Annotated in this window: 22 protein-coding genes; 1 reads left to right on the top strand and 21 read right to left on the bottom strand. The window is 71.7% G+C overall.

Annotated elements, in window-relative coordinates:
• Positions 1 to 18: 18 nt before the first annotated feature.
• The 21 genes from ACFE76_RS10920 to hisD all read right to left on the bottom strand — a co-directional run bounded on the left by ACFE76_RS10920 (position 19) and on the right by hisD (position 22,798).
• On the bottom strand, positions 19 to 2,283 hold the full coding sequence (locus tag ACFE76_RS10920) for a RelA/SpoT family protein (RefSeq protein ID WP_375431808.1): 2,265 nt from the start codon (positions 2,281 to 2,283) through the stop codon (positions 19 to 21).
• 170 nt (positions 2,284 to 2,453) lie between these two features.
• A complete protein-coding gene (locus ACFE76_RS10915) occupies positions 2,454 to 3,500 on the bottom strand; it encodes a potassium channel family protein (protein WP_375431807.1) in 1,047 nt (348 codons plus the stop codon).
• A gap of 32 nt (positions 3,501 to 3,532) precedes the next feature.
• Positions 3,533 to 4,096, bottom strand: a complete 564-nt coding sequence (locus ACFE76_RS10910) for an adenine phosphoribosyltransferase (RefSeq protein WP_375431782.1) — start codon at positions 4,094 to 4,096, stop codon at positions 3,533 to 3,535.
• A gap of 10 nt (positions 4,097 to 4,106) precedes the next feature.
• Positions 4,107 to 5,357, bottom strand: coding sequence for a protein translocase subunit SecF (gene secF, locus ACFE76_RS10905; RefSeq protein ID WP_375431781.1), 1,251 nt, complete (start codon positions 5,355 to 5,357; stop codon positions 4,107 to 4,109).
• Positions 5,357 to 7,057: a protein translocase subunit SecD gene (secD, locus tag ACFE76_RS10900; protein WP_375431780.1), complete on the bottom strand. Its 1,701-nt coding sequence runs from the start codon at positions 7,055 to 7,057 to the stop codon at positions 5,357 to 5,359. The genes secF and secD overlap by 1 nt, the downstream gene beginning before the upstream one ends.
• Before the next feature lie 88 nt (positions 7,058 to 7,145).
• Positions 7,146 to 7,574 carry a preprotein translocase subunit YajC gene (yajC, locus tag ACFE76_RS10895; protein WP_375431779.1) on the bottom strand — a complete coding sequence of 143 codons (429 nt, stop codon included), beginning with the start codon at positions 7,572 to 7,574 and terminating at the stop codon, positions 7,146 to 7,148.
• 112 nt (positions 7,575 to 7,686) lie between these two features.
• Entirely contained in the window at positions 7,687 to 8,745 is a 1,059-nt protein-coding gene (gene ruvB / locus ACFE76_RS10890; RefSeq protein ID WP_375431778.1) for a Holliday junction branch migration DNA helicase RuvB, read from the bottom strand.
• Positions 8,746 to 8,776: 31 nt separating this feature from the next.
• Entirely contained in the window at positions 8,777 to 9,382 is a 606-nt protein-coding gene (gene ruvA, locus ACFE76_RS10885) for a Holliday junction branch migration protein RuvA (RefSeq protein WP_375431777.1), read from the bottom strand.
• On the bottom strand, positions 9,379 to 9,951 hold the full coding sequence (gene ruvC / locus ACFE76_RS10880; protein ID WP_375431776.1) for a crossover junction endodeoxyribonuclease RuvC: 573 nt from the start codon (positions 9,949 to 9,951) through the stop codon (positions 9,379 to 9,381). Before ruvC ends, ruvA begins: the two co-directional genes overlap by 4 nt.
• A gap of 177 nt (positions 9,952 to 10,128) precedes the next feature.
• Positions 10,129 to 10,374: an AbrB/MazE/SpoVT family DNA-binding domain-containing protein gene (locus ACFE76_RS10875; RefSeq protein ID WP_375431775.1), complete on the bottom strand. Its 246-nt coding sequence runs from the start codon at positions 10,372 to 10,374 to the stop codon at positions 10,129 to 10,131.
• A gap of 344 nt (positions 10,375 to 10,718) precedes the next feature.
• On the bottom strand, positions 10,719 to 11,480 hold the full coding sequence (locus tag ACFE76_RS10870) for a YebC/PmpR family DNA-binding transcriptional regulator (RefSeq protein WP_375431774.1): 762 nt from the start codon (positions 11,478 to 11,480) through the stop codon (positions 10,719 to 10,721).
• A 70-nt stretch (positions 11,481 to 11,550) separates the two neighbouring features.
• Entirely contained in the window at positions 11,551 to 13,851 is a 2,301-nt protein-coding gene (locus ACFE76_RS10865; RefSeq protein ID WP_375431773.1) for an HAD-IB family hydrolase, read from the bottom strand.
• Positions 13,848 to 14,609 (bottom strand): bifunctional 1-(5-phosphoribosyl)-5-((5-phosphoribosylamino)methylideneamino)imidazole-4-carboxamide isomerase/phosphoribosylanthranilate isomerase PriA, encoded by a 762-nt coding sequence (gene priA / locus ACFE76_RS10860; protein ID WP_375431772.1) that lies wholly within the window; start codon positions 14,607 to 14,609, stop codon positions 13,848 to 13,850. The genes ACFE76_RS10865 and priA overlap by 4 nt, the downstream gene beginning before the upstream one ends.
• Before the next feature lie 49 nt (positions 14,610 to 14,658).
• The gene (locus ACFE76_RS10855; protein WP_375431771.1) at positions 14,659 to 15,720 is read right to left on the bottom strand and encodes a hypothetical protein; all 1,062 of its coding nucleotides are present in this window, start codon (positions 15,718 to 15,720) and stop codon (positions 14,659 to 14,661) included.
• 1 nt (position 15,721) lies between these two features.
• Positions 15,722 to 16,675 (bottom strand): N-acetylneuraminate synthase family protein, encoded by a 954-nt coding sequence (locus tag ACFE76_RS10850; protein WP_375431770.1) that lies wholly within the window; start codon positions 16,673 to 16,675, stop codon positions 15,722 to 15,724.
• A gap of 52 nt (positions 16,676 to 16,727) precedes the next feature.
• On the bottom strand, positions 16,728 to 18,062 hold the full coding sequence (locus tag ACFE76_RS10845; RefSeq protein ID WP_375431769.1) for a DUF6716 putative glycosyltransferase: 1,335 nt from the start codon (positions 18,060 to 18,062) through the stop codon (positions 16,728 to 16,730).
• An 87-nt stretch (positions 18,063 to 18,149) separates the two neighbouring features.
• A complete protein-coding gene (locus tag ACFE76_RS10840) occupies positions 18,150 to 19,103 on the bottom strand; it encodes an HAD-IA family hydrolase (RefSeq protein ID WP_375431768.1) in 954 nt (317 codons plus the stop codon).
• Positions 19,100 to 19,717 (bottom strand): imidazole glycerol phosphate synthase subunit HisH, encoded by a 618-nt coding sequence (gene hisH / locus ACFE76_RS10835; RefSeq protein ID WP_375431767.1) that lies wholly within the window; start codon positions 19,715 to 19,717, stop codon positions 19,100 to 19,102. The genes ACFE76_RS10840 and hisH overlap by 4 nt, the downstream gene beginning before the upstream one ends.
• Positions 19,717 to 20,325 carry an imidazoleglycerol-phosphate dehydratase HisB gene (gene hisB, locus ACFE76_RS10830; protein ID WP_375431766.1) on the bottom strand — a complete coding sequence of 203 codons (609 nt, stop codon included), beginning with the start codon at positions 20,323 to 20,325 and terminating at the stop codon, positions 19,717 to 19,719. Before hisB ends, hisH begins: the two co-directional genes overlap by 1 nt.
• On the bottom strand, positions 20,322 to 21,488 hold the full coding sequence (locus ACFE76_RS10825; protein ID WP_375431765.1) for a histidinol-phosphate transaminase: 1,167 nt from the start codon (positions 21,486 to 21,488) through the stop codon (positions 20,322 to 20,324). The genes hisB and ACFE76_RS10825 overlap by 4 nt, the downstream gene beginning before the upstream one ends.
• The gene (gene hisD / locus ACFE76_RS10820) at positions 21,485 to 22,798 is read right to left on the bottom strand and encodes a histidinol dehydrogenase (RefSeq protein ID WP_375431764.1); all 1,314 of its coding nucleotides are present in this window, start codon (positions 22,796 to 22,798) and stop codon (positions 21,485 to 21,487) included. The genes ACFE76_RS10825 and hisD overlap by 4 nt, the downstream gene beginning before the upstream one ends.
• Positions 22,799 to 22,909: 111 nt before the next feature.
• On the opposite strand from hisD, the gene ACFE76_RS10815 reads away from it, so the two are divergent.
• Positions 22,910 to 24,343, top strand: coding sequence for an aminotransferase class I/II-fold pyridoxal phosphate-dependent enzyme (locus ACFE76_RS10815; protein WP_375431763.1), 1,434 nt, complete (start codon positions 22,910 to 22,912; stop codon positions 24,341 to 24,343).
• The last annotated feature ends 14 nt before the right edge of the window (positions 24,344 to 24,357 follow it).

The following is a 24,357-nucleotide window of genomic DNA, read 5'->3' as shown; positions in this document are numbered from 1 at the left end:
CTACTGGGAGATGCCGGGCTACTGGGAGATGCGGTACACGTCGAAGACGGCCGGGACGTTGCGGACGGCGCGGAGGACGTGGTCGAGGTGGGTCGGGTCGGCGGTCTCGAAGGTGAACTTGGCCCGACAGATCCGGTCCTTGGTGGTGCTCAGGGCGGCGGACAGGATGTTCACGTGCTGGTCCGACAGGGATCGGGTGATGTCGGAGAGCAGCCGGGCGCGGTCCAGCGCCTCGACCTGGATGGCCACCAGGAACGAGCTCTTCGCGGTGGGGGCCCACTCGACGTCGATCAGCCGTTCCGGCTCGGTCCGCAGGCTGGCGGCGTTCACGCAGTCGGTCCGGTGCACCGAGACGCCGGCCCCGCGGGTGACGAAGCCCAGGATCTCATCGCCCGGGACGGGTGTGCAGCACTTGGCCAGCTTGACCCAGAGGTCGCTCGCCCCGACCACCCGGATGCCGCTCTCGCCGCTGCTGCCACCGGCGGTCCGGCGTCGCCGCCCGGTCACGACCCGGTCCTCGCCGGTCTCATCAGCCGCGGCCTCGTCGCCGCCCTCGACGCTGATCAGCCGGTTGACCACGGCCTGGGCACCGACCGTGTTCTCCCCGACCGCGGCGTAGAGCGCGGTCACGTCGGGCAGCTTGAAGAAGCCGGCGACCGCCGTCAGGTGCTCGAGGGTGAGCAGTCGCTGCAACGGCAGCCCCGCCTTGCGCAGCTGACGCGCCAGCAGCTCCTTACCGGCCTCGACGGACTCCTCGCGGCGCTCACGGGTGAAGTGGTGCCGGATCTTGTTCCGGGCCCGGGGGCTGGCGACGAAGGCCAGCCAGTCGCGGCTCGGGCCGGCGTTCTCGGCCTTGGAGGTGAAGATCTCGACCACGTCGCCGTTGGCCAGCACCGACTCCAGCGAGACGAGCCGGTTGTTCACCCGGGCGCCGATGGTGCGGTTGCCCACCTCGGTGTGGATCGCGTACGCGAAGTCGATCGGCGTCGAGCCCTGCGGCAGCGACATGACGTCGCCCTTGGGGGTGAAGGCGTACACCTCGGAGGAGTTGATCTCGAAGCGCAACGCGTCGAGGAACTCCCCCGGGTCGTCGGACTCGCGCTGCCAGTCCATCAGCTGACGCACCCAGACCAGCTCGCCGGCGTCGCCCGGTTTGGCCGTCGGCGACGCGCCTTCCTTGTACTTCCAGTGCGCGGCGACGCCGAACTCGGCCCGGCGGTGCATCTCCTCGGTCCGGATCTGCAGCTCGACCGGCTTGCCTTCGGGGCCTAGCACCGTCGTGTGCAACGACTGGTACATGTTGAACTTCGGCATCGCGATGTAGTCCTTGAACCGCCCGGGCAGGGGGTTCCAGCGGACGTGCAGCACGCCGAGGGCGGCGTAGCAGTCGCGGTTCTCCTCGACCAGCACCCGGAGGCCGACCAGGTCGTAGATCTCCTGGAAGTCGCGGCCGCGGACGACCATCTTCTGGTAGATCGAGTAGTAGTGCTTGGGCCGCCCGGTCACGGTGGCCCGGATCTTCGCAGCCTTGAGGTCAGCCTGCACCTGGTCGACCACGCCGGCAAGGAAGTCGTCGCGACTGGGGGCGGCCTCGGCGACCAGCCGGACGATCTCGTCGTAGACCTTGGGGTGCAGGGTGCCGAACGCGAGGTCCTCGAGCTCCCACTTGATCGCGTTCATGCCCAGCCGGTGGGCCAGGGGGGCGAAGATCTCCAGCGTCTCCGACGCGATCCGGGACTGCTTGTCGGGCCGCAGGTAGTGCAGCGTCCGCATGTTGTGCAGCCGGTCGGCGAGCTTGATCACCAGCACCCGGATGTCGCGGCTCATCGCGACCACCATCTTGCGGATGGTGTCGGACTTGGCCGACTCGCCGTACGTGATCTTGTCGACCTTGGTACAGCCGTCCACCAGCAGCGCCACCTCCTCGCCGAAGTCGCGGGTCAGCTGGGCGAGGGTGTACTCGGTGTCCTCGACGGTGTCGTGCAGCAGCGCGGCGCAGAGCGTCGTCTCGGTCATGCCCAGCTCGGCCAGGATCGTCGTCACGGCCAGCGGGTGGGTGATGTAGGCGTCGCCGCTCTTGCGGAGCTGACCTCGGTGGTGCTGCTCGGCGATCCGGTACGCGCGCTCGACGACGGCGAGGTCGGCCTTCGGGTGGTTGGCCCGGACCACCCGGAACAGCGGGTCCAGCACCGGGGTCTGCGGCCGGGTGGTGCCGAGCCGGGCCAGTCGCTGCCGGACCCGGAAGCGCGGCTGTTCCCCGGGGACGCCGAGCGGGACGGGCAGGTTCTCGGTGGGCGCGGTGCTCGACGGGCCGGTCGGGAGCGTCGTCGGGGCGGACGCGTCGTCGGGCTCGAGCCCGTTGCGCACTGCCGCTCCCTGATCCGTCACCGCCGCTGGCCCCTCACCTCGTCCGGATCCCCACGATGGAGGACGACCTTACGCAGTCTAGGCCGTCAGTCAGACTCGGCCGCGTGTCTCACCACGACGACCTGGTCACCGGTCTCGAGCCGGGCGACCGTGGGGTCGTAGAAGCGGCGCAAGGTCTTGTTGCGGACGACGGCGATCACTGCTTCGTCCTCGACCTGACCCGGGGAGAGCCCCACCTCGGCGGGGGTGACCTGGCGTTCGCCGACCTCCATCCCCTCGCGGGAGGAGAGCAGGTCCTCGATCACCGTGCCGAGGTTGGGGCTGGTCGCCGAGAGGCCGAGCAGCCGGCCGACCGCCTCGGAGGAGGTGATGACGGCGTTGGCCCCGGACTGGCGCAGCAGCGAGGCGTTGTCCTCCTCGCGGACGGCCACCACGACGTGCGCGCTCGGGTTGAGCTGGCGGACGGTCAGGGTGACCAGGATCGCGGAGTCGTCCCGGTCGAGGGTGATGATCACCTCGCGCGCCTTGATGATCTCGGCTCGGCGCAGCACCTCCCGTCGGGTGGCGTCGCCCTCGATGGCGGCGTAGCCGCGCAGCGTCGCGTCCGCCACCGCCGCCGCCCGGCCGTCGATCACGACGATCTGCGCGGGGTTGCCGCCGTTGGCGGCGACGGTGTCGACCGCGCTGCGGCCTTTGGTGCCGTACCCGACGACCACGACATGGTTGCGCATCTGCTTCCTCCAACGACCGTCCAAGAACATCCGCCGGCCCTCGTTGGCCAGCACCTGCAGCGTCGTGCCGACCAACAGCACCAGGAACAGGATCCGGAGCGGCGCCACGATGACGGCGTTCAGGATCCGGGCGTGCGGTGTGATCGGGGTGATGTCGCCGTAGCCGGTGGTGGTGATGGTCACCGTGGCGTAGTAGACCGCGTCGACGAGGGTGACCGTGCCGTCGTGGCTGTCGGTGTAGGAGTCGCGGTCCACCCAGACCAGCACGACGATCGCCAGCAGCAACAGCAGGGCCAGCAGGGCGCGGCGGGTGAGCTCGATCAGCGGTGAGGTGACCCGCGCCGGCAGGTTGACCAGGGCGTCGGTGGTCCAGGGACGTCGGCCGCTCCGGGACCGGCCGATGGCGCGGCTGCCGCTACCGGGCGCCGGGCTGCTCACGCCTCCCCTGCCGGTTCGGAGCCGACGTGGATCAGCGCCGACACCTGGTTCAGGCCGTGCTCGGCGAGCAGCGCCCGTCCGTGCAGGACGTCCAGCTCCATCACCACCGCGACCTGGCTGACCGTGCCGCCGAGGCGGCGGACCAGCTCGGCGGTCGCGACGACCGTCCCACCGGTGGCCAGCACGTCGTCGACGATCAGGACCCGGGCGCCGGGAGCGATCGCGTCCTCGTGCAAGGTGAGGGTCTCGGTGCCGTACTCGAGGTCGTAGGTGACCGAGACGCACGGCCGGGGCAGCTTGCCCGGCTTGCGGACGGGGGCGAAACCCACGCCCAGGGCCAGCGCCACCGGCACGCTGAAGATGAAGCCTCGCGCCTCCATCCCCACCACGACGTCGACGTCACGAGGGACGGCCCGGACCAGAGCGGCCACGACCTCCCTCAGCCCGGCGGCCGAGCCGACAAGCGGGGTGATGTCGAGGAACCTGACCCCAGGCTTCGGGAAGTCGGGCACGTCGACGACGAGCGACGCCCACGCCGGTGGGTCGGGGTCCAGCGGCATAGGTGTCGCGCTACTTCCGACGCTGGCTGCGCGGCTTGTGCTGCGGCTGCGGCCGCTTGGCCCCGCCCTCGCTGACCGGGCGTAGCGGCACGGTGCCCGCCGGGCCCCGGGTGACCGTCAGCGCGGTGGCGCCGTCGCGGGCCGAGGTCGCGTGGCTCGAGGCCCCGCTGCTTACGCCCGGCACCACGTCGACCAGGTCGAAGTCTTCCGGCTCGGCGCTGTCGGAGGTCGTGGTCGCCGGGGCCGGCGCGGCGTCGCCCCGCTTGCGCGCCGCCTCCTTGGCCTTGCGGTTGGCGACCCGGACGGCCAGCTTCTTCATCTCCGGGTCACGTTCCTTCAGCTGCGCGAGCAGCGGCGTGGCCAGGAAGATCGAGGAGTAGGCGCCGGAGACCATGCCGACGAACAGGGCGAGCGCCAGGTCCTTCAGCGGACCCTCGCCGAGGATGAACGCGCCGGCGAACAGCAGCGCGGCGACGGGCAAGACGCCGATGACGGTGGTGTTGACCGAGCGCACCAGCACCTGGTTGAGCGCGAGGTTGGCGGCGTCGCTGTACGTCCGGGAGCTGCTCGAGCGCAGGTCGCGGGTGTTCTCCCGCACCTTGTCGAAGACCACGACCGTGTCGTAGAGGGAGTAGCCGAGGATGGTCAGCACACCGATCAGCGTCGCCGGGGTCACGGTGAACCCGACGAGGGCGTAGATGCCCACGGTCAGGATCAGGTCGTGCCCCAACGCGGCTAGGCCGGCGCCGGCCATGGTGCCGTTGCGGAAGTACGCCCAGATCACCAGCCCGACCAGCACCAGAAACACCAGCAGGGCGATCAGCGCCCGCTCGGTGATCTGGTCGCCCCACGACGCCCCGATCAGGCTGTACGTCACCTGGTCGCTGGGGATTTTGGCCTCAGCCCCGATCGCCTCACGGACCTTCGGTACCTCGGTGGTGGGATCGAGCGTCCGGGTCTGCACCCGGACCTGGGTGCTGCCGATCGTGTTGATGGTGCTGTCGTCGAGGTTAGGCACGCCCGAGCTCTTCAGCGCCGTCTGCATCTGGTCGACGGTCTGCGACGTGACCGCGGTGGTGGCGCGGAAGTCCGCGCCGCCCTCGAACTCGATCCCGAACTGCAGTCCGCGGAGACCGAGGGCACCGAGGGAGATCAGGATCAGGATCGCCGAGATCGCGTACCAGCGGCGACGGCGGGCGAGGAAGTCGTAGGAGACCTCACCGGTGTAGAGGCGGTGCCCCAGCTGGCCGAACTTCGACATCAGGCGTTACCTCCCGTGGTCGCAACACCTTGTCGGCCACGCCGCACCCCGGGCAGCGACGGGACTCCCAGGTGTTCCGGGTCGAGCCCGGAGAGCTTGTGTCCGCCGCCGAAGAACTTCGTCCGCGCCAGCAGGGTCATCAGCGGCTTGGTGAAGGCGAACACCACGAGCACGTCGATCACGGTGGTGAGACCGAGGGTGAAAGCGAACCCACGGACCGAGCCGATGGCCAGGATGAACAGGATCAGGGCCGACAGCATCGAGACGGTGTCAGCGATCAGGATGGTCTGGCGGGCGCGGCGCCAGCCGGTCTCGACCGCCGTCCGCAGGCTGCGGCCGTCGCGCACCTCGTCCCGGATCCGTTCGAAGTAGATGACGAAGCTGTCTGCCGTGATCCCGATCGCCACGATGGCTCCGGCGATGCCGGGCAGGTTGAGCGCGAAGCCGACCGAGCTGCCGAGCAGCACCATGCACGCGTACGTGAGCACCCCGGCCACCGCGAGCGAGGCGACGACCACGATGCCGAGGCCGCGGTAGTAGAGGAAGCAGAAGGCCACGACCAGGCCGAGCCCGATCAGCCCGGCGACGATGCCGGCGGTCAGCTGCTCACCGCCCAGGGTGGCGGAGACGTTGTTGACCTCGTCCACGGTGAAGGCCAGCGGCAGCGCCCCGTACTTGAGCACGTTGGCCAGCTCGGTCGCCGACTGCTGGTTGAAGCTGCCCGAGATCCGGGCCTGACCGCCGGGGATCGCCTCGCTGACCGAGGGGGTCGAGATGGACTTGCCGTCCAGCACGATGGCGAAGGTGTTCTCGGGGCTGGTCCGGGTGGCGATCTCGCGGGTCGCGTTCTCGAACGCGGTCGCTCCCGCTGAGTTGAACTGGAGGTTGACCTCCCACGTGAGGCCCTGCTGCGGGATCCCCGCGTTGGCGCCGGTCAGGTCACGACCCTCGATCAGCGTCGGGCCCAGCAGGAACTTGCTGGTGCCCGCCGGGTCGCAGGAGAACAGCGGCTGGTCGGACACGTCGACCTGGGTGGCCTGCTGGTCGCAGGTGAAGGCGGCGAACTCACTCTGGTCGGTCGCGGACGGCTGCCAGCTGATGGCCTGGTCGGGCGGGGTGCCCTGGCCCTCGGCCGTCGGCTTGGGCGTCGACGGAGCCGGCGGCGCGGTCGGCAGGGCCGGCATCGGGCGCTTGTCCCCGCTCGGACTCGCGCTCGGGGTCGCACCCTCGGAGGCGGGCGCCTGGGCCGACGCGCTGGCGCTGGGCTCGCTCGAGGAGCTGGCGCTGCCGCTCGGCTCGGGGCTGGCCGGGGCCGGCGGGGCGACCTGCTCCGCCGCGTACACGGCCCGGAAGCGCAGCACGGCGGTCTGGCCGACGAGGGCGACCAGCCGGTCCTGCTGGATGTTGGGGACGCTGACGTTGATCTGCTTGTTGCCCGACGTGGTCACCTCGGACTCACCCACGCCGAGGCTGTCGACCCGGTTCTGGATGATCTGCTGCGCCTGCTTCAGACTGTTCGGGTCGACCGAGCCGTCTCCGGTGGTGTTCTTGGCGGTCAGCGTGATCGTCGTGCCGCCCCGCAGGTCGAGGCCGAGCTTGGGCGTCCAGGTCTTGCTGAGCGCCATCAGCCCGACCAGGACCACGATCAGGGCCAGGAGAACGATGAGGGTGCGGCCGGGATGGCCACTGCGTACTGCCACGTGCGGTGAGTCCTTGCTGTGGGGAGGCCGGTCGGGTCAGGCGCGGTCAGCGCCCGACCGCATGAGCCGGCCTCGGGGGTTGACAGCCTCAGGAGAGGCGGGAGGTGTCGGCCCCCGCCGACCGGGGCTGCTCAGGAACCGGCGGCTCGGTGTACGTCTGATCGGTGTAGGTCGACTCGGTGTGGGTCGACTCGGGCACCACGTCGGCCTCGTCCAGCTCGGGGTCGTCGTCGTCGTCGTCCAGGACGTCTTCGTCGGCTGCGGTGGCCTTGCGCGCGATCGCCTGCTTGAGGACGGTCAGCTCCACGCCCGGCGACAGCTCGATCACGGCCTGGCGCTCACCGAGGGCCACGACGGTGCCGAAGATGCCGCTGCCGAGCAGCACCCGGTCACCCGGCTCCAGGGAGCGCTGGGTCTGCTCGACGGCCTGCTGACGCTTCTTCTGCGGACGCAGGATCAAGAAGTAGAAGACCACCACCAGCAGGGCGATCATGATCAGCGAGGTGTACTTTTCCATGGCTCCAACGTTCGTTGTCGGGTGCGCCCGTGATTGTTCCCACGGCCGGCCGTGACCGGCGCGGGACCGCACCGACCGACGTACTCTACCCAGTCTGAGCCCGAACGCAGCCTCAGCCAAACAGGTCGGGGCTGGTGTCGGCGTCCCCGACCCCGCGCGGCGGAGTGAGTCCGAGGTGCTGCCACGCGGCCGGTGTGGCCACCCGGCCACGCGGCGTGCGCATCAGGAAACCCTGCCGGACCAGGAAGGGTTCGGCCACCTCCTCGACGGTCTCGCGTTCCTCGCTGACCGAGATGGCGAGCGTCGACAGGCCGACCGGACCGCCGCCGAACCGGCGACACATCGCCAGCAGCACGCCGCGGTCCAACCGGTCCAGGCCCAGCTCGTCCACCTCGTAGAGCTCGAGGGCGGCCCGCGCCACCGCTCGGGTGACGCGGCCGTCGGCCCGGACCTGGGCGTAGTCGCGGACCCGGCGCAGCAGTCGGTTGGCGATCCGGGGGGTGCCGCGGCTGCGGCGGGCGATCTCGACCGCCGCGGCGTCGTCGAGGCGGGCGCCGATCAGCGCGGCCGAGCGGTGCACGATGTGCTCGAGGTCGGCGGCGTCGTAGAAGTCGAGCTGGGCGGTGAAGCCGAAGCGGTCCCGCAGCGGACCCGGCAGCAGGCCGGCGCGGGTCGTCGCCCCCACCAGGGTGAAGCGCGGGATCTCCAACGGGATGGCGGTGGCGCCGGGACCTTTGCCGACGACCACGTCGACCCGGAAGTCCTCCATCGCCAGGTAGAGCATCTCCTCGGCCGGACGCGACATCCGGTGGATCTCGTCGAGGAAGAAGACCTCGCCCTCGACCAGGCCGGACAGGATGGCGGCGAGGTCGCCGGCGTGGGTGATCGCCGGCCCGCTCGAGATCCGCAGCGGGGCAGCCATCTCCGCGGCGATGATCATGGCCAGCGTGGTCTTGCCCAGCCCGGGCGGCCCGGACAGCAGCACGTGGTCGGCCACCGCACCCCGGCGGCGGGCGGCCTCGAGCACCAGGCCCAGCTGGTCGCTGACCCGGGCCTGGCCCTCGAACTCGGCCAGCGTCGTCGGCCGCAGCGCCGACTCGGCGGCCCGTTCGTCCGGGTCAGACCCGGGTCGGACGAGCGTGCTCACGTCCGGGTGGTCCGCGTCGCTCATCCTCTGACTCCCCTCAGCTGGCGAGCGCCCCTCATCGACGAGCCAGGGTCTGCAGGGCGGCGCGCATCAGCACGGCGACCGGGGTGGACGGGTCGTCGCGGACCATCGGCTCGACCTCGGTGCAGGCCGCGTCGGCGTCCTTGGCCGGCCAGCCGAGCCCGATCAGCCCCTGGGTGACCTGGTCGCGCCAAGCGGTCGACGTCCCGGCCGGGGTGTGCGGCTCGGAGCTGAGGCCGACGGCGTTGATCTTGTCCTTGAGCTCGATCACCATTCGCTGGGCGCCCTTGCGGCCGACGCCGGGTACCCGCATCAGGGCGAGGAGGTTCTCGGTCGCGATGGCGCTGCGCAGCTCGTCCGGCGGCAGCACGGCCAGCGCCGCCTGCGCCAGCTTGGGTCCGACGCCGGTGGCGGTCAGCAACAGCTCGAAGAACTCGCGCTCGTCGGGCGTGGCAAACCCGTACAGGGTGAGGGAGTCCTCGCGCACCACCAGTGAGGTGGCCAGGGTGGCGCGGTGGCCGACCCGCAGGCCGGCGACGGTGTTCGGGCTGCAGAGGGCGAGCACGCCGAGGCCGCCGACCTCGACCACCGCGGAGGTTGGTCCCACCTGGAGGACGGTGCCGGTCAGCGAGGCGATCATGGTGCGGTTTCCTTGCGTCGGGCCAGGCTGTACGCCCGGCGCTGTCGGGCCGCCTGGGCGGTGGCAGCCTGGACGGCGGCGTCCATCCGGGCGGTCGTGCCGCCGCGCCAGACGTGGCAGATGGCCAGCGCGAGGGCGTCCGCCGCGTCGGCGGGTCTGGGGGCTTCGGCGAGCTGGAGGATCCGGGTCACCATGGCGCCCACCTGGTCCTTGCCGGCGCGGCCCGACCCGGTGATCGCAGCCTTGACCTCGCTGGGGGTGTGCAGGGCCACGGGGATGCCGCGCCGGGCCGCCACCAGCATGGCGATGCCCGCGGCCTGGGCCGTCCCCATCACCGTCTGCACGTTGTGCTGGGCGAACACCCGCTCCACCGCCACGGCGTCAGGCTTGTGCTCGACCACCCACTCCTCGATCGCCGCCTCGATCTGGACCAGCCGGCGGGCCGTCTCGAGCTCCGCGTGCGTCCGGACCACGCCGACGGCCACCATCGTGGGCGGCTGACCGGGTCGGCCGTCGACCACGCCGAGCCCGCAGCGCGTCAGGCCGGGGTCGATCCCGAGGACGCGCATCGGAACACCCTCTCTCGGCCAGCTATCGAACAGACGTTCGCAGCCTAGGTGGCGGCGAGGGTCCCGTCAGCCACGACACGCGGGCAGCCGTTCGAGCAGTAGGTAATCCCCGCTCTGAGGCACGAAAGACCGGGACTGCTTGACGAGAAACCGGAACGACACTGGTGTCCAGCCCGATCACTCGAGGCTCGACGCGGCTCCGGCGGCAATGGCGTTGTCCATGTCCTCGAGAGTGACGGGTATCTCGGGAGCCGGCACGATGCCCTCCAGGTCGCGGATCGAAGCGCTTTCGACGTGGAGCTCGAAGGCTCCGGAGCCGTTCATGACAAAAGCGAGCCGGGATCCGGGGCGAAGAACAAGAGCGGTCCGCACATCCCCCGGGATGGTGACCTGACTATTGCTGGTGACGGTGGCTGTCGACATTGCCCCCTCCTTACCTTGGTAAGCGAAACCTAGCAAGGGTCCGGAGTCGCTAGCGGAGGATAACGCTGGCTGCCGCCGCCACGACCACGGCGGATCCAGGGCCGTACCTTTCCGACGACGACGAGCGCAAGCCAGACTCCGGCCGATGCGAGACCGGTGACGACTCCGACCGCCAGGCCGATGCCGGTGAACACCACCTCGTACCCCACACTGGCGAGCTGGGTGAGGGCGGTGCCGACGGCCTCGGAGCTGTGATCGGCGAGGCCCGAGACGAGCACCGAGCGCGGCTGCGCGGACGAGCACCTCCGCGACGGGGCGGCGCACCGGCGTTGGGGCTGAGCTGGTCACCCGATGCTGGCGAGGACCTCGTCGGAGGCGTCGAAGTTGGCGTAGACGTTCTGCACGTCGTCGGAGTCCTCGAGGGCGTCGATGATCTTCATGACCTTCTCGGCCGTCTCCGCGTCCACCTCGGTGGTGAACTCGGGCACGAAGGAGACCTCGGCCGAGTCGTAGTCGAGGCCGGCCTCCTGGACCGCGGTCCGCAGCGCGACGGTGTTGGCCGGGTCGCTGACGACCTCGAACGACTCACCGAGGTCGTTCACCTCGTCCGGGTCGGCGTCCAACGTGGCCTCGAGGACGTCGTCCTCGGTCACGTCGCGGCCCTCCTGGTGCTTGGGGATGACCACGACACCCTTGCGGCTGAACACCCGGGCGGTCGAGCCGACGTCGGCCATCGTGCCGCCGTTGCGGGTGACGGCGATCCGCACCTCCGACGCCGACCGGTTGCGGTTGTCGGTCAGGCACTCGATTAGCATGGCGATCCCGGCCGGTCCGTACGCCTCGTACATCAGCGTCTCGTAGTTGGCCCCGCCGGACTCCGCCCCTGAGCCGCGCTTGACCGCACGGTCGATGTTGTCCTTGGGGACGGAGGTCTTCTTGGCCTTCTGGATCGCGTCGTAGAGCGTCGGGTTGCCGTCGACGTCACCGCCACCGAGACGGGCGGCGACCTCGATGTTCTTGATCAGCTTGGCGAACGACTTGGCCCGGCGCGCGTCGACGACGGCCTTCTGGTGCTTGGTGGTTGCCCACTTGGAGTGTCCCGACATGCGAACGATCCTACTGGGGACACGCCGGCGGGTTAGAGCCCCCGACGCGTCCGAGCGGAGCGAGGACAGATTACTTGGGGATCCGCCAGCGCGGGGTGGAGGGCTTGATCCGCCACTCCACGACCGACCAGCCGAGACGCTGGGCCGCCCGCATCAACGGGATGTCCGGGCTCACGGCGACCGGGTGGCCGACGCTCTCCAGCATGGGCAGGTCGGAGTGGGAGTCGGCGTAGGCGAAGCTGCGGCCGAGGTCGACCCCGTGCAGGGAGGCGTAGTGCTTGAGCCAGGCGGCCCGCGACTCCCCCACCAGCGGCGGGGTCGCGAGGAAGCCCGAGCAGCGGCCGTCCGGACCGGTCGCGAGGTCTGCCGCCACGATCACGTCGAAGTAGGGCCGCAGCGGCCGGGTCAGCGTCCGGACGGCGCCGGTGATCAGCACGGTGGTGTGCCCAGCGTCCCGGTGTGCCTGGATCCGGCTCAGCGCGTCCGGGGACAGCCGGTCCAGGATGTACGGCGCGAGAGTGGTGTCGACCCGCTCTTCCAGAGCGGCCAGGTCCATCCCCCGGTAGCGGCGGTAGACCGCGCGCAGGAAGGTGCCGCGGTCACGCTGCTCGGCCAGCAGGTAGCCGGGCAGCCGTCGCGCCACCTGGCCCACCTCGGCGAGCTGGCGCACCGGGGCCAGCTCGGGTAGCCGCGCCCACAGGTACTGCTCGACGACGTTGGTCGACATGATCGTGCCGTCCAGGTCGAAGATCGCCACGGCGGCGGCGCCGGCGGTGTTGGTGCCGAGGTCCTTCATCGTGCTCGGTCGTGAGCCCCGCTTGCGTCGGAGCGCGTCCATCCGGCGGACCGAGCTGGTGATCGAGGGGCAGTGGATGTCCTCGATGTAGGTCTTCCAGTCGATCACGGCCGTGTCGAAGGCGAACCCCTCGACGTCGGCCGGATCGAGGGAGGCCGAGAGGGCGGCGGTGCGGTCGTCGACGAAGTGCAGCTCGGACTGCAGGTACTCGTTGTAGAGGCTGTTGTACCGTTTGAGGTCGTCCAACCGGCTGCGGAAGCGGTCGAGGTTACGGGCGGCCCGCCGGGTCCGGTCGGACCGCGGGACCTTGGTGATCAGCCGCTCGGCCAGCTCAGCGGCGCGCCCGGAGGTGTTGAGCAGCCGGCCCACCGACGCCGCGCCGGGAAAGTCCCACTCGGGCAACGGGGAGCCCGGCTTGGCGGTGACCTCCAGCGGATGGGCGAGAAAGTACGCGCGGATGTGGCGGTACATGTCGGCGATCGTCAGCGGGTTCCGCGCCCCGGAGCTGACGTGGTAGAAGGCGCACTCTCCCGTGGTGGGCCGGGTCGCGCAGACGGCCAGGATCGCGTTCACCACGAAGTCACAGGGCACGACGTCCAGCACCGAGTCCGGCGAACCCGGGAACTCGGGCAGCTCGTGCCGGCCGTACGCGAGGATCAGCGGCTCGGCCATCTTGAAGCCCTCGATCCACCCCGGGTAGGGGTGGGCCCAGGAGGACTCGACGATGGCCGGCCGGACGATCGAGACGTGGATCTCGGCGCCGAGGTCGGCCACCACCCGTTCGCCGAGGGCCTTCGTGAAGGTGTAGACGTCGGTCCACCCCAGGGACCGGGCGCGCTCGGTGCCGGCCCGTACCAGCTCAGCACTCACCCACTCCTTGCGCCGTCGCTCGGTGTCGGCGGCGGTGGTCAGGTAGCCGGCGCGGCGGTGCACCCGCTCGGCCTGCTTGCGCAGCCGGGTCAGCTGCTCCGGCATCCGGGACTGCGCCTCGACCCGTTCCCGCATCGCGAGCCCGGCCGCGGTCTCGGCGTCGTAGTCGACGCTGTGTTCCTGCGGCCCTTCGGGGATCGCGCCGCGGCGGCGACCCGCGGTGTACGCGGTGGAGATGTGCACGTAGTGCGGCACCCGCGCCGGCTCTGTCCCACGGCCGCGGCACGCTTCCAGCATCCGCTCCATCAGCGCCTTCGTGCCGACCACGTTGGTGGTGAACGCCTGGTCGATCGGCGGGTCGAACGACACGTCGCCGGCGCAGTGCACCACCACGTCGAGGTCGTTGGGCAGCGCGGGGACGTTCGGCAGGTCGCCCTCGATCACCTCGATCCGGGTGTCGACCAGCGCCTCGGCGCCACCGGCCGCCTCCCGCACCTCGGCAAAGATCTTGTGCTTGACCAGGGAGATCATCCGGTCCCGGGCCGTCGCGGAGCCCTTGCGCCGGACCAGGACCGCCGGCGTGGTGTCGGGCAGCTCGGTCAGGATCTTCCACAGCAGCTGCTCGCCGATGAACCCGGTCACCCCGGTCAGCACGATCTTCTGGCCGGCCAGCAGCTCGCTCAGCCGGCCCTCCAACAAGGTCACGAACGGTCCTGCGGCGCGAGGGGCGAGGACGCGGCCACGAGGGCCTCCTCGAGGCTGAAGCTGCCGACGTAGAGGGCGGTGCCGACGATGGCGCCCTCCACGCCCTCGGGGACGAGCGCGCGCAGGGCCAACAGGTCCTCCAGGGTCGAGATGCCGCCGCTGGCGACCACCGGTGCGTCGGTCCGGGCGCAGACGTGGCCCAGCAGCTCCAGGTTCGGGCCGGACAGCATGCCGTCGGAGGCGACGTCGGTCACCACGTAGCGGGCGCAGCCGGCGGTCTCGAGCCGGTCCAGCGTCTCGTCGAGGTCACCGCCCTCGGCGGTCCAGCCGCGCGCGGCGAGCCGGCGGCCGCGGACGTCGAGCCCGATGGCGATCCGGTCGCCGTAGGTGCTGATCACCTCGTCGCACCACTGCGGCTGCTCCAGCGCGGCCGTCCCGATGTTGACCCGGCGGCAGCCGGTGGCCAGCGCCCGCTCGAGCGAGGCGTCGTCGCGGATGCCGCCTGAGAGCTCGACGTCGACGCGCAGGTGGGTGACGATCTCGGCGATGATCTCGGCGTTGCTCCCGCGGCCGAACGCCGCGTCCAGGTCGACCAGGTGGATCCACTCGGCTCCGGCGTCCTGCCAGCGTTCGGCGGCGGCGCGGGGGTCGCCGAACACCTTTCCCGAGCCGAGCCGGCCCTGGACGAGCTGGACGGCCTGGCCCCCGGCCACGTCGACGGCGGGCAGCAGCACCAGCGGTTCGGGCGGCGAAATCACCCGATGACCCTACCGGAGCCGAACGGGCCGGCCGACCGAGCGGCGCGGGTCAGCAGGCGACGGCGGCGAGGCCGAAGCGGTGCCGCGCCGAGGAGCTGACCTCGTCGAGGAAGTCCTCGGACCGGCTCGAGGCCTGGGCGGTGTACCAGCTGTCGTCGATGTCGCAGACCAGCAGCTCGGCCGGGGTGTCGGCCAGCACCAGCGGCAGCGTGTGCACCACCGTGGAGGGAAAGCTGATCAGTCGCCGGGCCAGGACGCCGAGGCGGGCGGCGATCTCCAGCGGCAGGTCGGGCCGGACCACGGTGAGGCCGAGCCGTTCGATCTGGGCGAGCTTGGCGGCGTCCTCCTTGCGGTGGGCGAAGTAGCGGTCCACCGCGTACTGGTCGACCAGGCTGGCGACGCCCCGCAGGTAGTGGTCGGCGTCGACGACGCCGGTCTCGACCAGCGAGGTGCCGATCAGGTCCGAGCCGAGCTTGATCTCGGGCGCGGGGAAGCGGCCACGGACCCAGCCGAAGCCGTTACGGAGGACCGGCACCTTCGGCAACGTCACGTCCAGGCTGGAGAACAGGCTGAGCCGGCAGCCCGACTCCGACGAGATCCGGCGGCGGACCGAGCCGGAGATCTGGTCGCGCGCGAAGGCGCTGATCTGGCGGCGCCGGTCGGGGGTGGCGACGCTGTGCCAGCGCGAGAGGTGCTCACCGGCCACCCACTGCCGGGCGAACTCCAGCGTGGCCGTGCCGTCGTCGACGATCACCACCTCGGGGGCCCGGCTGATGCTCATCACCACCTGCAGCACGCCCGAGAACGGGTCACCGACCACGAGCCGACCGATGCCGGTGAGCTCGGCGGCGAGCGAGCGTACGGTCCGGGCGATCGAAGCCCCACCGTGGCGCGGCTCGTGCCAGGACACGTGCAGGCCCTCGTCCCGGGCCAGCGCCGACATGGCGCGCAGCTGGCGCCGGGACACCTCGTTGACCGGGGCGAGGACGACGACGTGCAGGTCGTCGCCCGCGAGCTGTCCGGACGCGGCAGCGTGGTGGGCCCACTCGACCACGTTCAGCAGCTGGGCCGGGCTCTCGACGAGCGCGAGGGTCCCCCCGGGTGAGGCCATCTCAGCTGCTCGCGCCGACGAGCTCGCCCTCGGACGCACCCTGGACCCGGCGAAGCTTCTTCATCGCGGCCAGCTCGCCGTCGTAGATCTTCTTCACGCCGTCGCCGAGGGACTCCGAGATGATCCGGATGTCGCGGACCAGCCGCTGCAGCCCGGGCGGCTCCACCGACGCGGCCTGGTCGGAGCCCCACATGGCGCGGTCCAGGGTGATGTGCCGCTCCACGAAGACAGCCCCCAGCGCGACCGCGGCGAGCGTGGTCTGCAGGCCCGTCTCGTGCCCGGAGTAGCCGATCGGGACGTTGGGGAACTCCGACTGGAGCGTGTGGATCATCCTCAGGTTGAGCTCGGTCGGGCGCGCCGGGTAGGTGCTGGTGGCGTGGCAGAGCACGATGTTCTCACTGCCCAGGACCTCGACGGCGTGCCGGATCTGCTTGGGCGTGCTCATCCCGGTGGACAGCACGATGGTCCGCCCGGTGGCGCGCAGCCGGCGCAGCAGCTCGTCGTCGGTCAGCGAGGCGGAGGCGACCTTGTGGGCCGGCACGTCGAACTGCTCGAGGAAGTCCACCGCCTCGACGTCCCAGGGGGACGCGAACCAGGCAATACCGCGGGAGTGGGCGTGGGCGTCGATCTGGCGGTAGTCGTCCTCGCCGAACTCGACCCGGTGCCGGTAGTCGATGTAGCTCATCCGCCCCCACGGGGTGTCCCGCTCGATGTCCCACTGGTCGCGGGGGGTGCAGATCTCGGGGGTGCGCTTCTGGAACTTGACCGCATCGCAGCCGGCGGCGGCCGCCTGGTCGATGAGGGCGAAGGCGTTGGCCAGGTCGCCGTTGTGGTTGATCCCGATCTCGCCGGTGATGTACACGGGACGGCCCGGGCCAACCTCGCGGGCGCCAAGACGCCGGGTGGGGGCTGCGAGGAGCGCAGATCCCGGCTGCACTGCAGGTGAGGTGTTCATAAGCGGAACGGTAGGCAGCCGACGTGGCCAGACGGACGAGAACCTGTGAACGTCAGGGAAACATCCGGCGAGAAGCTGACGGTGCCTGGTCTGGCTCCTGGGCCTCGACCCCGCTCTCGACGTGCCGCAACCGCAACCGGGTGACCACCGAACGCAGCTCGCGGACGCCGGAGCGGACAGGCCGGTGCAGCACCGGCGGGACGAAGTCGCGGGGACGCAGCCGTCGGCGGCCCGACGAGGCCGGGCGCAGCTCGCGTTGGGGCCGGACGCGGTCGTAGGCGGCGGCGCTGCGGAAGTAGGCGGACGCCCGCACCCCTGCCGCGGGGCGCTCGCCGGAGCTGAGCAGCTCCTCGACCCGGTCCCCGATCGCCTGGTTGGAGCTTCGGTCCCGGGGAAAGAAGTAGCTCGCCAGCCACTGCGGGTCCGGCGTCCCGAGGTCGTCGGCGCTGATCTGCTCCCAGGTCCGGAGCAGCCCGCTCTCGAGCAGGACGTGGTTGCCGTAGCGCTCGTGCACGCCCAGGTCGAGCACCAGCGCCACCCGGCGACCGTGGTCGAGGGCCTCCAGGCAGGCCGTCGAGGACACCGTGACCAGCAGGTCGACGCTCGGCAGCAGCTCGGCGATCGCGGTGTAGTCGATGGAGAAGTTCGAGGGCACGTCCACCCCGGCCAGCAACACCTCGGGATGGAAACGCATCTTGTGGAACGTGTCCTCATCAGGCCGGTGCCGGGGCTTCAGCAGCACCTCGCGGTCGGGGTGGGCCCGCGCGTAGGCGATCGCCCCGGCGTAGAGGTACTCCCGCTCGGCCGCCGCGGAGGGGACGGTCGGCTGGTCGGCGAAGAGCAGCCGCTTGACCGTGCCCTCGATCGCGGGCGACGGTGCCGCGCTGAGGAAAGGGAGCCCCGCCAGCAGCAGGTTGTCCGCGGGCAGCCCGAGGTGGCGGGCGGCGTGCTGGAAGTGCTCGAGGTCCGACACCGAGTTGACCGCGACCACGTCGGAACCGCAGCGGGCCAGGTAGCCGGCGGTGATCTTCTCGATGATCACGCCCACCCAGCCCGTGACCACGACCGGGCCGGGTCCGGCTGCGCCGTCGAGCCGCTCCGTCGCCTCCAGCCGTTCAGCCAGCGCGAAGAGCAGCACCTGGGTGGCTGGTCCCTGCAGGCTGAGCACCACCACGTCGGACGCGATCATCCGGTCGACGAGCTCGTCCTTGCTGAGGATCGGCACCTCGTCGAAGCCCGCGTCGGCGATCTGCTGCTCCGAGAGCGCTGAGCGGCTGTCGGGCCGGACCACCTCGGTCGTGAAGCCGCGCAGCTCGAGCTCGTCGCGGATCCGGCCGCACCACTTGAGCTGGGAGTCGAAGGCTGCCACGTAGAGCGCGCGTCGCATCGGGATCCGTCCTGGAGAGGGGTGCGGGGTGCCGCACGCTAGCCAGGCCGGGTGAACACGAGCCGAACGCCTCGTGACGTCTCGCCGTCAGCCCGGGTCGTCGCTGATGGTGTGGACCGCGACGACCTCCGCCACGGGCAGCGGCCCGTAGAGGTGGGGAAACGGTCCGGCGCCGAGGTCCTCGACCACCACCGGTACGGACAGCCGGTCAGGGTCGAGCTCGAGCACGACGAGGTCGGCGTCGGGGACGTCGCCGTAGTAGCGCTGTCGGGTGGCGGGCGTCTGGTCGGGAAAGCTGAGGTGCACGAAGCCCTCGGCCTCGTACGTGGCGCGGCGGCTCGACCAGGGGTAGTCCCCCGTCGTCTGGGCCTGTTCCCACCAGACTCGCTCGGTGAGGTGCAGCACCGACCGGCCGAGTGGCTCGCGCGGCGTGAGCAGACCGAGGGCGACCAGGTCCTCGCGCAGCTGGTCGGCGCCGACGAAGTGCAGCCCGGTGATGCCGAGCGACCGGGCGGCCTCGACGTTCGGCGGTGAGTCGTCGACGAAGACCGTGCGTTGGGCGGTCAGCCCGAAGCGGTCCAGCGCGAGGGTGAAGATCGCCGGGTCGGGCTTGGCGAGCAGCTCCTCGCCGGAGACGAGGATGTCGGCGAAGCGGCGCAGGATGCCGAACCGGCTGCGGGCGACCGGAAAGGTCTCCGCGGACCAGTTGGTGAGCGCGTGCAGTCCGACCCCGGCCTGCTGCAGCTCGGCGATCACCGCGCCGGTGCCGGGCACCGTGTCCAGGGTGGCGTCGAAGTGGCGGCGGTAGGCCAGCACCGTCTCGGCGTGCTCGGGGTGCCGGGCGACCAGCTCGGCCTCGCTGTCGGCGTAGCGTCGGCCCGAGTCGTGGGTGCGGTTCCACTCGTCGAAGTCGATCCTGGCCATGAAGTCACCCACCAGCTCGGGCGCCAGGACCTGCTCGTACGCGCGGGCAGGCTGCCAGCTCAGCACGACGTTGCCGAGGTCGAACAGGACGGTCCAGCCGTCGGTGGAGGCGCTCACAGGGTGGCGACCCAGTTGGTCAGCAGCCGGGTGCCGGCGCTGCCGGACTTCTCGGGGTGGAACTGGGTCGACCACAGCGCGCCCTCCTCCACCGCGGCGACGAACCGGTCGCCCTCGTGCTCGGCCCAGGTGATCCGGCGGCCCGGCGCCTCGGCGAGGATCCGGACGCCGTAGCTGTGCACGAAGTAGAAGCGCTCGTCCTCGACACCGGCGAACAGGCCGCTGTCGGCGGCAGGCTGCACGGTGTTCCAGCCCATGTGCGGCAGTCGACGCGCCTGCAGCTGTTCGACCACACCGGGCCAGACGCCGACGCCGGCGCTGCGGACGCCGTGCTCGACCCCGGAGCCGAACAGCACCTGGTGGCCGACGCAGATCGCCAGCGTGGGCCGGCCGGCGGCGACGCGCTCGGCGATCAGCGCCCCACCACGGACGGCGTCCAGCCCGGCCATGCAGGCCGCGAACGCGCCCACCCCGGGGACGACCAGGCCGTCAGCCGCGCGCGCCTGGTCGAGGTCGGCCGTGACGACGACCTCGACCCCGGTCACGGCGACGGCGCGCTCGGCGGAGCGGAGGTTGCCGGAGCCGTAGTCGAGCACCACGACCGGAGCCGCCACTACAGCGCGCCCTTCGTGCTCGGGACGCCGGTCACCCGCGGGTCGGGTTCGATCGCGGACCGCAGCGCCCGGGCGACGGCCTTGAACTGGCACTCCACGATGTGGTGCGGGTCGCGGCCGGCGAGCAGGGTCAGGTGCAGGCACAGGTGGGCGTGGAACGCGAGGGTCTCCATCACGTGCCGGGTCAGCGAGCCGGTGTAGGGCACCTCGCCGATCCGCACGTACGCCTGGCCCTCGGGCTCGCCGGAGTGCACGCAGTACGGCCGCCCGGACACGTCGACGACCGCCGACGCGAGGGCCTCGTCCAGCGGCACGACCGCGTCGCCGAAGCGGCGGATGCCGCGCTTGTCGCCGAGCGCGGTCCGCAGCGCCTGGCCGAGCACGATGGTGGTGTCCTCGACGGTGTGGTGCGCGTCGATGTGGGTATCGCCGGTGCTCTCGACCTGCAGGTCGATCAGCGAGTGCCTCGACAGCGCGGTCAGCATGTGGTCGAAGAAGCCGACACCGGTGGAGATCGAGGACTCCCCCGTCCCGTCGAGGTCCAGCGACAGCCGGACACTGGACTCGCTCGTCGAACGCTCGAGGCTGGCGGTGCGGGGGGCCGTCATCGGGTCACCTGGAGGACGGGATTCACCTGGAGGACGGGACTCACCTGGAGGACGCGATTCATCTGGAGGACGCGGTCGAGCGCGTCGATGAAGGTGGCCATCTCCGCCGGGGTCCCGGCGGAGACCCGCAGCCAGCCGTCGGGGCCGACCTCGCGGATCAAGACGCCGCGGTCGAGCAGCCCCTGCCAGACGGCGTGCCGGTCCGCGAACCGGCCGAAGAGCAGGAAGTTGGCGTCGGAGTCGGCCACGGCCAGCCCGCGGGCCACCAGGTCGCGGGCGAGGTCGTCGCGGGCAGTCCGGAGCCGGTCGACCGCGGCCAGCATCTCCTCGGCGTGGGCCAGCGCGACGCGCGCCACCGCCTGGGTGACGGCAGACAGATGGTACGGCAACCGGACCACCCGCAGCGCGTCGACGAACGCCGCCGACGCGGCCAGGTAGCCAAGCCGGCCGCCGGCGAACGCGAACGCCTTGGACATCGTCCGGCTGACCGCCAGCCGTGGGTGGTCGGGCAGCAGCTCGAGCGCGCTCGGCGTCCCGGTCCGGGCGAACTCGTGGTAGGCCTCGTCCACGACGACCACGCCGGGCGCTACCGCGCAGACGGCGGCGACGGTATCGAGGCTCACCGCCGTACCGGTCGGGTTGTTCGGGCTGGTCAGCAGCACGACGTCGGGCTGCAGCCGCTTCACGGCCGCGACCGCAGCGGCCACGTCGATGGTGAAGTCGGCAGCCCGGGGCACGGTCAGCCAGCCGGTGTGGGTGTTGCGGGCGTACTCGGGATACATCGAGTAGGTCGGGGTGAAGGTCGCCACGCTGCGGCCCGGTCCGCCGAAGGCCTGCAGCACGTGGGTCATCACCTCGTTGCTGCCGTTGGCCGCCCACACCTGGTCGCCGGTCAGGCCGTGGCCGAGGTAGGCCGCCAGGTCGGCGCGCAGCGCGAGCGCGTCGCGTTCGGGATAGCGGTTCATCGACCGCGCCGCGTCCGCAACGGCGGCAGCGATGTCGGCGACCACCGCCTCGCTCGGCGGGTACGGGTTCTCGTTGACGTTGAGACAGACGGGCACGTCCAGCTGCGGGGCGCCGTACGGCACCTCCCCCACCAGCTCGGGCCGGACGGGGAGCGCCGCCGGTTCCGCCACGGTGCTCGTCGGGGGCGGGGCGCTCACGATGAGAACCTGCGGCTGACCGCAGCACCGTGGGCGGGCAGGTCCTCGGCGTCGGCGAACACCTCGACGTGCCGGGCGACCTCAGCCAGCGCGGCTTCGGAGTAGGTGATGACGTTGACGGCCTTGAGGAAGCTGAGCACGTTCAGGCCCGAGGAGTGGCAGGCGCAGCCGGCGGTGGGCAGGACGTGGGTGCTGCCGGCGGAGTAGTCGCCGAGCGAGACCGGCGACCACGGACCGACGAAGATGGCGCCCGCGTTGGTGATCAGCCCGGCGCGCGCCTCGGCGTCGACGGTCTGGATCTCGAGGTGCTCGGCGGCGTAGCCGTTGACCACCGCGGTGCCCTGGTCGAGGTCGTCGACCAGCACGACGGCCGACTGGGCGCCGCCGAGGGCGGTCCGGACCCGGTCGGCGTGCTTGGTCGCAGCGACCTGGCCACCCAGCTCGGCCTGGACCGCGGCGGCCAGCTCTGCGGAGCTGGTGACCAGGACGGCCGCGGCGATCGGGTCGTGCTCGGCCTGGGACACCAGGTCGGCGGTCACGTGGACCGGGTTGGCGCTCGCGTCGGCGAGCACGGCGATCTCAGTCGGTCCGGCCTCGGAGTCGATGTTGACCCGACCCTTGAGCAGCCGTTTGGCCGCGACGACGTAGATGTTGCCCGGACCGGTGACCAGGTCGACGCGCGGGCACAGGTCGGGCACCCCGTAGGCGAACATCGCGACCGCCTGGGCGCCGCCGACGGCGTACACCTCCTCGACGCCGAGGATCGAGCAGACCGCCAGGATGCTGGGGTGCGGCAGGCCGCCGAACTCGCGCTGCGGCGGCGACGCGACGGCGATCGACGCGACGCCGGCCACCTGGGCCGGGACGACGTTCATGATCACGCTGGACGACAGGGGCGCCAGCCCGCCGGGCACGTAGAGGCCGACCCGGCGGACCGGGATCATCCGCTGGGCCACCCGGGCGCCGGGAGCGAGGGTGACCTCGACGCCGCGCTGCCCCAGCTCGGCCTCGCTGACCGTACGGCGGCGTCGGATCGACTCGACGAAGGCCGCGCGGACGTCGGGGTCGAGCGCGGCTTCCGCGGCGGCCAGGGCCTCGGCGGGCACCCGAAAGCTGGCCGGGACGACGTGGTCGAAGCGTTCGGAGTACTCAGCCAGGGCTACGGCCCCTCGGGCAGCGACGTCATCGCAGATCGGCCGGACGACCTCGACCGCCGCCGTCACGTCGAAGGCGGCCCTCGGGACCACCGTGGCGTAGTCGAGCGGTTCGCCGGCCGCGGCCCGGCCGCGTAGGTCGATCATCCGAAGCACGGGGAACATCGTAGGCGAGACGCTCGAGCATCCCTCCGCCTGCAGGAGGGTGGTGTCGAACGGCGGCCGTTCGACACCACCCTCCTAGGCTCGCGGCCATGAGGACCGGCCATGCCGACTGACCCGAGGGGCTTGAGGGGCGACGCGCCGCTGCTGGACGCGTGGCTGAGGTTCCACGAGCAGCCGCCCGCCCCGTTCACGATCCCCGGGCACAAGCAGCGGACCGACCTGGTGGGCGACGTGGTCGCCGGGGACGTCCCGCTCTACGCCGGCCTGGACACGATGAAGCTCAGCACCGGCGTGCTGGCCCGGGCCGAGGCCCGGGCCGCGCAGCTGTGGGGCGCCGACTACTGCCGGTTCTCCACCGGCGGCGCCACCCACGCCAACCAGGCGGTCGCGCTCGCCCTGGCCGGGGACGGCGACGAGGTCGTGGTGAGCCGGACGCTGCACCGCTCGCTGCTGCTCGGCCTGGTGCTGGCCGGGCTGACCCCGGTCTGGGTACGGCCGGAGGTCGACGCCGCGACCGGACTGCCGCTGGGCGTCGCCCCGGACACCGTCCGCCGGGCCTTGCGCGCACACCCGCGTGCACGAGCGGTCCTGGTCGGCGACCCCTCCTACGTCGGGACGGTCGGCGACGTGGCCGGCCTGGCCGCGGCCGCCCACGAACACGGTGTGCCGCTCGTCGTCGACGCGGCCTGGGCGGCGCACTTCGGCTTTCACCCCGACCTGCCCCCGCACGCCCTGCAGCTCGGGGCGGACGTGATGGTGACGAGCGCGCACAAGACGTTGCCGGCCTGGAGCCAGGCCGCGCTGATCCTGGCGCGGACGGGCCGGCTCGACCAGGCCAGGCTGGAGGCCGGCGTCGAGGCGACCGCGACGACGAGCCCGGCCGGCGCTGTCCTGGCCAGCACCGACGCCGCGCGAGCGCTGCTCGAGCGGGACGGGCGGGAGCTGTTGGGCGGGGCCATCATCGCCGTACGCGCGGCGCGCGACCGGCTGTGCGACGTCCCCGGGCTCGTCGTGCTGGACGGAGCGGGGGTCGACCCGCTCAAGCTGACCGTGCTGCTGCCCGGTACGGGAGCCGACGGCAACGCGATCGAGCGGGACCTGCTGGCGGCCCGGCTGCCCGTTGAGTCGGCGGACCGTGACGTGATCGTCGCCGTCGCGACCATGGCCGACACCGCCGCCAGTCTGGACGCCCTGGTCGGCGCGCTCATCGACGCGATCGCGCGGCACCGCGGTGCCCCACGGCCGGTGGCGCCGGCCACCGCGTACACGGTCGACCCGGTGGTGGCCATGGCCCCCCGGCAGGCGTTCTTCGCCGGCCGCGAAGCCGTGCCGCTCGCGCGGGCCGTCGGGAGGACCAGCGCCGAGCTGATCGCGCCGTACCCGCCCGGGATCCCTGTCCTCGCCCCCGGCGAGCAGGTCACCGCCGGGACCGTCGCCGCGCTCCACCACGCCAGGGCCGCCGGCGTCCGGATCGCGTACGCCGCCGACCCCACGCTCGCGACCGTCACCGTCACCGTCACCGTCACCGTCGGCTGACCTGACCAGCCCCC

The sequence above is a fragment of the uncultured Friedmanniella sp. genome, assembly GCF_964244005.1.
In the GTDB taxonomy this organism is placed as follows: domain Bacteria; phylum Actinomycetota; class Actinomycetes; order Propionibacteriales; family Propionibacteriaceae; genus Microlunatus.
Note: the sequence above shows the minus strand (reverse complement) of the source record. Positions and strands in the feature narration are given on the sequence as shown.

Bases quoted from the DNA above. Each gene is read 5' to 3' on its own strand.
- ACFE76_RS10910 (WP_375431782.1), bottom strand. From the start codon at position 4,096: ATGCCGCTGGACCCCGACCCACCGGCGTGGGCGTCGCTCGTCGTCGAC.
- secF (WP_375431781.1), bottom strand. From the start codon at position 5,357: ATGTCGAAGTTCGGCCAGCTGGGGCACCGCCTCTACACCGGTGAGGTC.
- yajC (WP_375431779.1), bottom strand. From the start codon at position 7,574: ATGGAAAAGTACACCTCGCTGATCATGATCGCCCTGCTGGTGGTGGTC.
- ruvB (WP_375431778.1), bottom strand. From the start codon at position 8,745: ATGAGCGACGCGGACCACCCGGACGTGAGCACGCTCGTCCGACCCGGG.
- ruvA (WP_375431777.1), bottom strand. From the start codon at position 9,382: ATGATCGCCTCGCTGACCGGCACCGTCCTCCAGGTGGGACCAACCTCC.
- ruvC (WP_375431776.1), bottom strand. From the start codon at position 9,951: ATGCGCGTCCTCGGGATCGACCCCGGCCTGACGCGCTGCGGGCTCGGC.
- ACFE76_RS10875 (WP_375431775.1), bottom strand. From the start codon at position 10,374: ATGTCGACAGCCACCGTCACCAGCAATAGTCAGGTCACCATCCCGGGG.
- ACFE76_RS10870 (WP_375431774.1), bottom strand. From the start codon at position 11,480: ATGTCGGGACACTCCAAGTGGGCAACCACCAAGCACCAGAAGGCCGTC.
- ACFE76_RS10855 (WP_375431771.1), bottom strand. From the start codon at position 15,720: ATGGCCTCACCCGGGGGGACCCTCGCGCTCGTCGAGAGCCCGGCCCAG.
- ACFE76_RS10850 (WP_375431770.1), bottom strand. From the start codon at position 16,675: ATGAACACCTCACCTGCAGTGCAGCCGGGATCTGCGCTCCTCGCAGCC.
- ACFE76_RS10845 (WP_375431769.1), bottom strand. From the start codon at position 18,062: ATGCGACGCGCGCTCTACGTGGCAGCCTTCGACTCCCAGCTCAAGTGG.
- hisB (WP_375431766.1), bottom strand. From the start codon at position 20,325: ATGACGGCCCCCCGCACCGCCAGCCTCGAGCGTTCGACGAGCGAGTCC.
- ACFE76_RS10815 (WP_375431763.1), top strand. From the start codon at position 22,910: ATGCCGACTGACCCGAGGGGCTTGAGGGGCGACGCGCCGCTGCTGGAC.